Source organism: Erysipelatoclostridium sp. An173 (assembly GCF_002160495.1).
GTDB classification, from domain to species: Bacteria; Bacillota_I; Bacilli_A; order Erysipelotrichales; family Coprobacillaceae; genus Thomasclavelia; species Thomasclavelia merdavium.
Window position 1 is genome coordinate 52,238 of record NZ_NFKR01000006.1, and the last position, 12,436, is coordinate 64,673.

Here is a 12,436-nt window from a genome sequence, read left to right on the forward strand (position 1 = left end):
AATGGCAGAATTATTATACGAAGGAAAAGCAAAACAAGTTTATAAAACAGACAAAGAAGATGAATATTTAATTCATTATAAGGATGATGCAACAGCTGGAAACGGTGTTAAACATGATCAATTTGAAGGTAAAGGGGTTTTAAATAACACTATTTCATGTATTATCTTTGATATGCTTGAAGAAGCGGGAATTAAAACTCATATGATCAAAAAATTAAATGATCGCGATGTTTTAGTAAAAAAAGTAGAAATTTTCCCATTAGAAGTAATTATTCGTAATATAACTACTGGATCTTTCTGTAAAAGATTAGGAGCACCAGAAGGAATTGTTTTAGATGAACCAATTTTTGAATTAAGTTATAAAAATGATGATTATGGTGATCCACTTATTAATGAAGATCATGCCGTTGCTTTGAAATTATGTACTCGTGATGAATACAACTTTATTAAAGAACAAACTTTAAAAATCAATGAATTATTAAAAGAATTTTTCTTAAGTTTAAATTTAAAATTAGTTGATTTTAAAATTGAATTTGGAAAAACACCTGATGGTGAAATCTTATTAGCTGATGAAATTTCTCCAGATTCTTGTCGTTTATGGGATGTAGAAACTAATCAAAAATATGATAAAGATGTTTTCAGACAAGATATTGGTGATTTAATTGAAACTTATAAAGCTGTATTAGCTAGAATGCAAAAATAAAAGGGGAACATAAAATGGATTACAAAAAAGCTGGAGTAGATATTGAAGCTGGATATAAATCAGTAGAGTTAATGAAAAAACACGTTAAAGAAACAATGCGTCCTGAAGTATTAGGTGGTTTAGGTGGTTTTGCTGGTGCTTTTGATTTGAGTGCTATTAAAAATATGGATGAACCAGTTTTATTATCAGGAACAGATGGTTGTGGTACAAAAGTTAAATTAGCATTTATCATGGATAAACATGATACAATTGGAATCGATGCTGTTGCGATGTGTGTTAATGATATTGCTTGTTCAGGTGGAGAACCACTATTTTTCCTAGATTATATTGCTTGTGGAAAAAATTATCCTGAAAAAATTGCGACAATTGTAAGTGGTGTAGCTGAAGGTTGTAAACAATCTGGTTGTGCCTTAGTTGGTGGTGAAACAGCCGAACATCCTGGGCTTATGCCTGAAGATGATTATGATCTTGCTGGTTTTGCAGTTGGAGTTGTTGATAAAAAAGATATTATCAATGGTCAAAATATTAAATCAGGTGATGTTTTAGTAGGTATTGCTTCAAGTGGTGTGCATAGTAATGGTTTTTCATTAGTACGTCAAGTATTTGAAATGACTAAAGAATCTTTAGATACTTATTATGATGAATTAGGTAAAACATTAGGTGAAGCTTTAATTACCCCAACTAGAATTTATGTCAAAGCATTGAAAAACATTAAAGACGCTGGTGTAGTAGTCAAAGGATGCTCACATATTACTGGTGGCGGTTTTGATGAAAATATTCCTAGAATGTTGCCAGATAATGCTGTAGCAGTTGTTAAAAAAGATAGCTACGAAGTTCCTGAAATCTTTAAACTTATTGCTAAAAAAGGTAATGTTAGTGAAGATGTAATGTACAATACATTTAATATGGGAATTGGAATGGTTATTGCTTTAGATCCAGATGATGTTGTTAAAGCAACAGCAGCAATTGAAGCAGCTGGTGATAAATGTTATGTTATTGGAACTATTGAAAACGGCACTAAAGGAGTTAAATTATGTTAAAAATAGCAGTCTTTGTTTCTGGAGGCGGAACAGACTTGCAATCAGTTATTGATGCTGTTGAAAATGGCAGCATTAATGGTGAAATTGTTTTAGTTGTTTCTAATCGCAAAAATGCATATGGGCTAAAACGTGCTGAATTAGCTGGTATTGAAACTGCAGTAGTTAGAAAAGATGATGAGCTGCTTGTAAAGATGTTACAAGAAAGAAATGTTGATTTAATAGTTTTAGCTGGATATTTAGCTATTTTAACAGATGTTTTAATCGATGCTTATCCAAATAAAATCATTAATATTCATCCTTCATTAATTCCTTCATTTTGTGGACCAGGTTTTTATGGAATGCATGTTCATGAAAGTGTTTTAGCAAGAGGAGTTAAAGTAACTGGAGCAACGGTTCATTTTGTAAGTAATGAAGTTGATGGTGGACCAATTATTTTACAAGAAGCTTGTAATATTGATGATTTAGACAATGCTAGTGATATTCAAGCAAGAGTTTTAGAAATTGAACATCGTATTTTACCAAAGGCAGTAGCATTATTTTGTGATGGAAAAATAGTTGTTGAAAATGAAAGGGCTAAGGTGATTTAAGTGAAAAGAGCATTAGTTAGTGTAACTAATAAAGATGGAATTGTAGATTTTTGTAAAGGCTTAGTTGAATTAGGATTTGAAATTGTTTCAACTGGGGGAACTATGGCTAAATTACAAGAAGCCAATGTTCCATGTATTGCTATTGATGATGTAACAGGATTTCCAGAAATTTTAGATGGTCGTGTAAAGACTTTACATCCAAAAGTACATGGTGGTTTGTTATTTAGAAGAGATGTTAAAGAACATGTTGAAACAGTTAAAGAGATGGGAATTACGCCAATTGATTTAGTTTGTGTTAATTTATATGAGTTTGAAAAAGCTTTAAAAGCCGGTAAACCAATGGCAGATATGATTGAAAATATCGATATCGGTGGTCCATCAATGATTCGTTCAGCAGCTAAAAACTTTAAAGATGTTTTAATTGTTACTGACCCAAGTGATTATAATAATGTTTTAGAAGCAATTAAAAATAATAGTGATGATTTTGATTTTAGATTAAATCTTGCATATAAAGCCTTTTCAACAACAGGTGCTTATGATGCCATGATTTCACGCTATTTTGCTGGGGTTGTTGGTGATGATTTCCCAGATACATTAAATATTAGTTTAAAGAAAACTGAACATTTACGTTATGGTGAAAATTCACAACAACGTGCTAATGCATATGTTGATCCATTTGTTCAACATAGTCTATTAGATTATGAACAATTACACGGAAAAGAAATTTCATTCAATAATGTTAATGATTTATATGGAGCAGTTGCTTTAGTTCGTGAATTTAAAGATCAAATCGTAACAGCAGCAATTAAACACTCAACACCTTGTGGAGTAGCTATTGGTAAAGATGGTTACGATTCTTATATGAAAGCTTATGAAGCTGATCCTCAAAGTATTTTTGGTGGTATCGTAGCTGTTAATTATAAAATTGATAAAAAGACAGCAGAAGAAATGCATAAAATTTTCCTAGAAATTGTTGCAGCACCAGATTTTGATGATGATGCTTTAGAAATTTTAAAGAAAAAGAAAAATTTACGTATTTTAAAATTAAAGAATCCAGAAGTTCGTGAAGCAAAATATGATATTAAATATTTAGAAGGAAAAGTACTTGTTCAAGATATCAATACCGAAATGATCAAAGAAATGAACTGTGTTACTGAAGCTAAACCAACTGAAAGTCAAATCAGCGATATGGAATTTGGAATGCGTGTAGTTAAATTCGTAAAATCAAATGCAATCTGTATTGTTAAAAATGGTGTAACATTAGCAGTTGGTGGTGGTCAAACATCACGTGTTTGGGCATTAGAAAATGCAATTCATAATAATCCTGATAAAGATTTCGATGGAGCTGTTTTAGCAAGTGATGCTTTCTTCCCATTTAGCGACTGTGTTGAAGTTGCTTATAAAGCAGGAATTAAAGCAATTGTTCAACCTGGTGGTTCTATTAGAGATCAAGAATCAATTGATTATTGTAATGAAAAAGGTATTCCAATGGTATTTACAGGATATCGTCACTTTAGACATTAATGGAAAGGCTAAAAAATATGAAAGTATTAGTAATTGGTAGTGGTGGTCGTGAACATGCGATTGCATATAAATTAAATCAAAGTGAAAAAGTTGATAAGATTTATGCTATTCCTGGTAATCCAGGGATAGCAAAAATCGGTGAATGTGTTGCTGGTAGTGTTGAAGATAATGAAATGATCGTTAAATTTGCAAAAGATCATAATATTGATTTAACGGTAATTGGACCTGAAGTACCATTATGTAATGGTTTGGCTGATGATTTAGAAGCAGCTGGCCTAATGGCTTTTGGACCAACTAAATATGCTGCAACATTAGAAGGAAGTAAAGCATTCTCGAAAGACTTTATGATTCGTCATAATATTCCAACAGCTCGTTATAAAGAGGTAAATAGTTATGATGAAGCTGTCGAAGCAATAAATGATTTCCAATTTCCTTTAGTAATTAAAGCTGATGGTTTAGCAGCTGGAAAAGGTGTCGTTATTGTTGAAAATGTTGATGATGCTAAAAAAACATTAAAAGAAATGATGGTTGATGGCAGCTTAGATGGTGCTGGAAGTAAAGTTGTTTTAGAAGAATTTTTAACAGGGTTTGAATGTTCTTTACTTTGCTTTACAGATGGAACAACAATTGTACCAATGGTAAGTGCTAAAGATCATAAACAAGTTTTTGACGGTAATACTGGTCCTAATACTGGTGGTATGGGAACTGTATCACCAAATCCTTTCTTACCTGAAGGTATGGACGAGATTTTTGAAAAAGAAATTTTAGAACCATTTATGGCTGGTTTAAAAGCCGATAACATGGATTATCGTGGTGTTGTATTTATTGGTTTAATGATTGAAAATAATAAACCAAAAGTATTAGAATTCAATGTTCGTTTCGGTGATCCAGAAACACAATCAATCATGCTTCGTTTAGATAGTGATTTATATGATATTATGGTAGCTTGTGCGACTAAAACATTAAAAGATGTTGAAGTAAAATGGAATGATAAACATGTTGCATGTTTAGTACTTGCAAGTCAAGGATATCCAGGAAGTTATCCAAAAGGAATTGAAATAAAAAATATCGATGACTGTGATGATTGTGTAGTATTCCATGCCGGAACAGCTATCAAAGATGGAAAATTAGTGACTAGTGGTGGTCGTGTCTTAAATATTTGTGCTACTGGTGATTCTTTAGATGAGGTACGTGAAAAAGTATATAAAGTAGCCAATAAAATTGATTTTGATGGTAAATTCTACCGCAATGATATCGGACTTAGATAGGGGGATGAAAATGAGTAATGTAAAGCGAATCTATGTTGAAAAACGTTTAGCTTATGCAACAGAAGCCAATGAAACAAAACAAAATTTAAGTCAACAGCTAAATATAAATATTAATTCTTTAAGAATAATTAATCGTTATGACATTCAAGGTATTAGCGATGATGTGTTAAATCAAGGAATTAATACAATTTTAGCTGAACCAATGGTTGATGATGTATATCAAGAAAGTTTCCCGGTAAGTAATCAAGAGTCAGTTTTTGCGATTGAATATTTACCTGGTCAATATGATCAAAGAGCAGATTCTTGTGAACAATGTTTTGCAATTTTAACTGGTAATACAGATGCTAAAGTTAAATGTGCTCGTGTATATGCAATTGATTTTGAAGGTGATAGAGATGAAGTTTTAAAGAAAATCCAAAACTTCTTAATTAATCCAGTTGATCAAAGACTTGCTAGCCTTGAAAAGCCAGAAGATTTAAATGATGCTGCTCCTGATATTAAGCCAGTTCCAACTATTGAAGGATTTAATGAATTAGATAAAGCCGGATTAGAAAATTTCTTAAGTGAAAATGGAATGGCAATGAGTTATGATGATTTAAAAGTGACTCAAGATTATTTTAAAAATGAAGAAAAACGTGATCCGACAGAAACAGAATTAAAAGTATTAGATACATACTGGTCAGATCATTGTCGTCATACTACATTTGCAACTGTAATTACTGATTTAGATATTGAAAGTGGTGCTTTTAAAGAAATTTTAGAAAAAGATGTTGAAGACTATAAGACAAGTCGTCATTTAGTTTATGGTATTGATACTAAACGTCCACTTACATTAATGGATTTAGCAACAATTTCAATGAAAGAATTACGTAAGACAGGTTATTTAGATGATTTAGAAGTTTCTGAAGAAATCAATGCTTGTTCAGTAGAAATTACAGTTCATACTAGTGAAGGTGATGAACAATGGTTATTGATGTTTAAAAATGAAACTCATAACCATCCAACTGAAATCGAACCATTTGGTGGTGCGGCAACATGTTTAGGTGGTGCAATTCGTGATCCATTATCTGGACGTGCCTATGTTTATCAATCAATGAGAATCACTGGTGCTAGTGATCCTCGTAAATCATTAGAAGAAACAATGAAAGGTAAATTGCCACAAAGAAAACTATGTAAAGAATCAGCTCATGGATTTTCATCTTATGGAAACCAAATTGGTTTAACAACAGGTTATGTACATGAAATTTATGATGATGGTTACACAGCTAAAAGAATGGAATTAGGTGCTGTTGTGGCTGCTGCTCCTAAAGAACAAGTAAAACGATTAGAACCATTAAATGGACATATTGTTTTATTAATTGGTGGTCGTACTGGTCGTGATGGTATTGGTGGAGCAACTGGTTCTTCTAAATCACATGATGTAAAATCTATTGAAACAGCTGGTGCTGAAGTACAAAAAGGTAATCCAGTAGAAGAACGAAAAATTCAACGTTTATTTAGAAATAAAGAAGTAAGTGAAAAAATCGTTCGTTGTAACGACTTTGGAGCTGGTGGTGTCTGTGTAGCTGTTGGTGAATTAGCACCAGGGCTAGAAATTAATTTAGATGCGGTATTGAAAAAATATGAAGGATTAACTGGTACAGAACTTGCTATTTCTGAATCTCAAGAACGTATGGCAATTGTTATTGATCCTAAAGATGCTGACTTTATTAAAGAACAATGTGCTAAAGAAAATCTTGAAGTTGTTCAAGTAGCTGTAGTTACAGATAAAAATCGCCTAGTTATGAAACATATGGGACAAGATATTGTCAATATTTCAAGAGAATTTTTAGATGCTGCTGGGGCAGATCGTTATCAAGATGTTAAAATCACTTTACCTGATTTTGAAAAAACACCTTTCGATGAAGTACCACAAACAAGTTTTGTAAAGACTGTAAAAGAAACTTTATCTAAACTAAGTGTTGCTTCACAAAAAGGATTAATTGAAATGTTTGACTCATCAATTGGAAATGGAACAGTACTATCTCCATTTGGTGGTATCAAATATCATAGTGAAACTGAAGGTATGGCTGCATTAATACCAGTTTTAGATAAAGAAACTACAACATGTTCAATTATGGCATATGGATATAATCCAGTTATATCAAAATGGTCTCCTTATCATGGAGCAATGTATGCAATTGTTGAATCAGTAGCCAAAATTGTAGCTATGGGTGGAGATTATCATAAAATTAGATTCTCTTTCCAAGAGTACTTTGAAAAATTATTAGATAATCCAGTTAGCTGGGGTAAACCAATGGCAGCTTTATTAGGTGCTTATCGAGTACAAAGTGCTTTAAAATTACCATCAATTGGTGGAAAAGATAGTATGTCAGGATCATTTGAAGATCTTCATGTACCACCAACTTTAGTATCTTTTGCTATTACTAGCGGTGAAGTAGATGATGTAATGACACCAGAAGCAAAAGAAACAGGACATGTTTTAGCTGAAGTTATGATCAAAAAAGATAAGTTTAAAGTTTTTGATTTTGATCATTTACAAAAACAATATGATGCAATCATGTCATTAATGAAAGAAAAGAAAATTTATAGTGCTTACACAGTAAAAGATGGCGGTGTTATTGAAGCTGTTAGTAAAATGGCTTTTGGTAATGGAATAGGTGCTGCATTTAATACTGGATATAGTCTAGGAAGCTATTTAGTACGCAATTACGGTAATATTATTATTGAAGTAAAATCTGAAAAAGATTTAAGTGTTTTTGATAAATATCGTATTGTAGCTACTACTAATGATAGTGAAGCTTTATCTTATGGTGGAGAAATGATTTCTTTAGATGAAGCATATGCAATTAATAAAGAACCATTAGAAAAAGTTTATCCTACTAGAGAAAAAGCTCCTACAAGTGAAATAAAAGTAGCTGCATGTAAGACAAGATCAGATTTACAACCAAAAGTAATTGTTGAAAAACCATTAGTGGTTATTCCTGTTTTCCCAGGAACTAACTGTGAATATGATTCAGCTAGAGCATTTAAAAAAGCTGGTGCCCAAGTTGAAATGGTATTAGTTAGAAATAAAACTCAAGAAATGCTTAATGATTCAATTGATGAATTAGAAGCTGCAATTAAACGTGCCAACATTGTAATGTTACCTGGTGGTTTCAGTGCTGGTGATGAACCAGAAGGTTCTGGTAAATTTATTGCTACGGTATTAAGAAACCCACGTTTAAAAGCTGCAATTACTGATTTATTAGAAAATCGTGATGGTTTAATGATTGGTATTTGTAATGGATTCCAAGCATTAGTTAAATTAGGATTATTACCTTACGGTGAAATTAAAGATATGTCTAAAGATGATCCAACATTAACATTTAATACTATTGGTCGCCATGTTTCACAAATGGTCGATACACGTATTGGTAGTGTAAAATCACCATGGTTAAAATATGTAAATGTTGATGATGTTTATACAATTCCAGTAAGTCATGGTGAAGGACGTTTCGTTGCTCCAAAAGAAACTATTGAAAAATTATTTGAAAACGGGCAAGTGTTCTCACAATATGTTGATCCAAATCGTAAAGTAACAATGCAAACGCCATATAATCCTAATGGATCAATGTATGCAATCGAAGGAATTATTTCTTTAGATGGTCGTGTTATTGGAAAAATGGGTCATAGTGAACGCCAAGGTGAAAATCGCTTTAAAAACGTTTATGGTGAAATGGACCAAAAATTGTTTGAAGCTGGAGTAGATTATTTTAGAGGTGGAAAATAGAATGGAAAAACAAGAGTTTGAATGTTTAACACTTTGTCCATTAGATGGTCGTTATTCGGGTGTTAAGGATGCTTTAGGAGAATATTTTTCGGAATATGCATTGGTAAAATATCGTGTTTTCGTTGAAATTCAATGGTTAAGATTTTTAATCGAAAATGTTGAAAATGATATTCTTGCGAAATTTAATCATGATGATATGGATAAATTAATGGCTATTACAAATGAATTCAATTATGATTCATTTGCTAGAATTAAAGAAATTGAAAGTACAACTCGTCATGATGTTAAAGCCGTAGAATATTTTATTGATGAACAAGTAAAAGCTTTAGGATTCGAATATTTACAAAGTTTTGTTCATATTGGGTGTACTTCAGAAGATATTAATAATACTTCATATGCTTGTATGATAAAATATGGATTAAAAGATGTTTGGTTGAAAAAAGCTAAAGAATTAGCTAGTATAGTTGATAAATGGGCTGATGAACATAGTGATGATGCAATGCTTGCACATACTCATGGTCAACCAGCAACACCAACAACAATTGGTAAAGAATTTAAAGTATATGCATATCGTTTCTTATCAAGTATTGAAAATGTTGAATCTATTAAGATCAAAGCTAAATTTAATGGAGCAACAGGAAATTATAGTGCAATTTTAACTGCTTTTCCTAATCTTGATTGGCCAGTATTAGCTAAAAAATTCGTTGAAGAATATTTAGGATTAACATTTAATCCATTGACAACTCAAATTGAAAGTCATGATTATACTTGCCATATTTTAGATGGTGTACGTCATTTCAATAACGTATTAGTAGATTTTGATGTTGATATGTGGTTATATATTTCAATGGAATATTTTAAACAAATTCCAGTAAAAGGTGAAGTTGGAAGTTCAACAATGCCACATAAAGTTAATCCAATTAGATTTGAAAACAGTGAAGCTAATATTGATATGTCAAATAATATCTGTGTTGCTTTATCAAATAAATTACCTAAATCAAGAATGCAACGTGATTTATCTGATTCATCTAGTCAAAGAAATTTAGGTTTAGCATTTGGATATTCACTACAAGCAATGAATGAAACAATTAATGGTTTAGCTAAATGTGTTGTTAATAAAGAAAAATTAGCAAGCGATTTAAATGAAAAATGGGAAGTTCTTGCAGAACCAATTCAAACAATGCTTAGAAAATATGGTGTTCCTGATGCATATGATACTTTAAAAGCATTAACTCGTGGAAAGAGTATTTCTAAGGAAGATATTCTTAAATTTGCTGAAAGTTTGGAAATTCTATCAGATGAAGATCGTCAAACTTTAGTAGAAATGACACCAGCATCATATATTGGTTTAGCTAACAAATTAGCAAAATTGGATTTAAATAAATAAATTAATTACTAAGCTGTATAAATTACAGCTTAGTTTTTTAATGGTTTAGTATTTATATTAATTGTAATTATGTTAAAAAAGATATTTTTCAATTTCATAATTTCTTAAAAATGATCATAAAAACGAATTCTTATTATTAAAAAATCTAAGATATCTATGATTTTGCTGATTTTCTATATATTTTTTATGAAAATATGATAATAAATGTTTTTTTAATAAAATATAGTATTTTTAAACTATAACTTATAAAGATATTCTTGACTGTAAATGATATATTAGATAAAATTAGGATACATTGAAAATAACCGTTGAGGGAGTAGTTGGCACTTTTAAAAGTGGGTCAAGTCAACATACTGATTATTTTTAATCTGGCTTGTCTTAAATAACGAGACTCATATAGAACAATATATTTGCCTATATTGAGTTTTTATATTTGTGGATTTGAAGGGCTCGAATATAACAATTATATTGTTGTATACGGGTCTTTTTCAATGAAAAAAACTTGGAGGATTGAAATGGGAAGATTGATTACAAAATCAAAACAATTAACTAGCCAAGCAAATAAAGGAGTAGCAAGATGTCGATAATTGAAATTGTACTAATTGGTGTTGGACTAGCAATGGACGCTTTTGCTGTTTCTATATGTAAAGGATTAGCAATGCGGAAGATGAATTATCGTCAAGCTATAATAATCGCAGGTTTTTTTGGTGTTTTTCAGGCTTTGATGCCAGCTCTAGGATATTTACTAGGAACTACATTTGCAAATAAAATTGCTGTTATTGACCATTGGATTGCATTTATATTATTAGGTGCAATTGGATTAAACATGATTAAAGAGTCTTTTGAAAAAGATGAAGCTGATATTGAAGATGAAGGTTTAAAATTTGGTAATTTAATAATGTTAGCTATTGCAACTAGTATTGATGCTCTTGCAGTAGGGATTACATTTGCCTTTTTTGATGTATCATTGTTAACATCAATAAGTATCATTGGAATTATTACTTTTGTAATTTGTATTATTGGTGTTAAAGTAGGAAATGTCTTTGGTGAAAAATATAAAAACAAAGCGGAATTTGCTGGCGGTTTAATTTTAATCTTGATGGGAACAAAAATTTTAATAGAACATTTATTTTTCTAAAACTGGTGGTTAAAGACCGCCTTTTTTGTTTATTTATTTTTTAAGAAAAGTTGATAATAAAGAAATCGTTTTCAAATAAAATTATCATTTACAGGAATAGAAAATATAAGGTTTAGTCTTCTATTACAGTATATTTTTGCTATAATACATATAAATTATGAAAATGGAGTCGAGATTTATGAAAAGATTGAAAAGAATCAGTAATGCAATATTATTGGAGACTAGAGAACATAAAGCTTCATTTATGGTTTATATGGTGTTAAGATTATTAGTCATTTTGACTATGATTTTACAGTTTTTTAATCAAAATTATGAAAATGTTTTTATGTGTGTATTAACATTGTTGTTATTGATCGTACCTAGTTTTTTTCAAGTCACTTTTAAAGTTGAACTGCCATCAACGTTAGAAATAATAATTTTATTGTTTATTTTTGCTGCTGAGATTTTAGGTGAGGTAAACGATTATTATTTTGTTTTTCCACAATGGGATACGATGTTGCACACTTTAAATGGTTTTCTAGCTGCGGCAATTGGTTTTTCACTTGTTGATTTATTAAATAAAAGTGAACGGGTTAAATTTGAATTATCACCATTATATGTGGTGTTAGTTGCTTTTTGTTTTTCTATGACGATTGGTGTTATCTGGGAATTTTTTGAATTTAGTATGGATCAATTTTTTGGTATGAATACTCAAAAAAATACTATGATTACTCTTTTAAATGGTGCTGATTTAGTCGATGGCTCAAGAGTTACCATTCATAATATTAAAGAAGTAATTGTAAATGGACAACAACTAGCTGGATATGTTGATATTGGTTTAATTGATACGATTGGTGATTTATTAGTCAATTTCATCGGAGCGGCAGTATTTTCAGTATTTGGCTTTTTCTATGCTAAGTATCCTAATACATTTAATTTTTTAAAACGGTTTATTCCTAGAAAAAAAGATAAAGACAAAGATTATTTAAGAAATCAAGATTCTGGTGAAAACTAGGATCTTTTATATTATGTAAAAAA

The 12,436-nt window shown here is 30.7% G+C and carries 9 protein-coding genes; all 9 read left to right on the forward strand.

All coding sequences use genetic code 11. The features are described 5' to 3' along the window. Position 1: 1 nt before the first annotated feature. The 9 genes from purC to B5F09_RS04260 all read left to right on the forward strand — a co-directional run bounded on the left by purC (position 2) and on the right by B5F09_RS04260 (position 12,413). A complete protein-coding gene (gene purC / locus B5F09_RS04220) occupies positions 2 to 703 on the forward strand; it encodes a phosphoribosylaminoimidazolesuccinocarboxamide synthase (RefSeq protein WP_087299636.1) in 702 nt (233 codons plus the stop codon). 14 nt (positions 704 to 717) lie between these two features. Next, on the forward strand, positions 718 to 1,743 hold the full coding sequence (purM, locus tag B5F09_RS04225) for a phosphoribosylformylglycinamidine cyclo-ligase (protein WP_087371960.1): 1,026 nt from the start codon (positions 718 to 720) through the stop codon (positions 1,741 to 1,743). Further along, positions 1,737 to 2,330 (forward strand): phosphoribosylglycinamide formyltransferase, encoded by a 594-nt coding sequence (gene purN / locus B5F09_RS04230; RefSeq protein WP_087299640.1) that lies wholly within the window; start codon positions 1,737 to 1,739, stop codon positions 2,328 to 2,330. The genes purM and purN overlap by 7 nt, the downstream gene beginning before the upstream one ends. Further along, complete coding sequence (purH, locus tag B5F09_RS04235) at positions 2,331 to 3,854, forward strand: bifunctional phosphoribosylaminoimidazolecarboxamide formyltransferase/IMP cyclohydrolase (protein ID WP_087299642.1); 1,524 nt, start codon at positions 2,331 to 2,333, stop codon at positions 3,852 to 3,854. It begins immediately after the preceding gene. Between the two features lie 17 nt (positions 3,855 to 3,871). Further along, entirely contained in the window at positions 3,872 to 5,122 is a 1,251-nt protein-coding gene (gene purD, locus B5F09_RS04240) for a phosphoribosylamine--glycine ligase (RefSeq protein WP_087371963.1), read from the forward strand. Between the two features lie 10 nt (positions 5,123 to 5,132). Further along, positions 5,133 to 8,894: a phosphoribosylformylglycinamidine synthase gene (locus tag B5F09_RS04245; RefSeq protein WP_087371965.1), complete on the forward strand. Its 3,762-nt coding sequence runs from the start codon at positions 5,133 to 5,135 to the stop codon at positions 8,892 to 8,894. Between the two features lies 1 nt (position 8,895). After that, positions 8,896 to 10,281, forward strand: a complete 1,386-nt coding sequence (purB, locus tag B5F09_RS04250) for an adenylosuccinate lyase (protein WP_087371968.1) — start codon at positions 8,896 to 8,898, stop codon at positions 10,279 to 10,281. A 577-nt stretch (positions 10,282 to 10,858) separates the two neighbouring features. Further along, entirely contained in the window at positions 10,859 to 11,419 is a 561-nt protein-coding gene (locus tag B5F09_RS04255; RefSeq protein WP_087299649.1) for a manganese efflux pump MntP family protein, read from the forward strand. Positions 11,420 to 11,597: 178 nt separating this feature from the next. Next, on the forward strand, positions 11,598 to 12,413 hold the full coding sequence (locus tag B5F09_RS04260) for a hypothetical protein (protein ID WP_204215216.1): 816 nt from the start codon (positions 11,598 to 11,600) through the stop codon (positions 12,411 to 12,413). Positions 12,414 to 12,436: the final 23 nt, after the last annotated feature.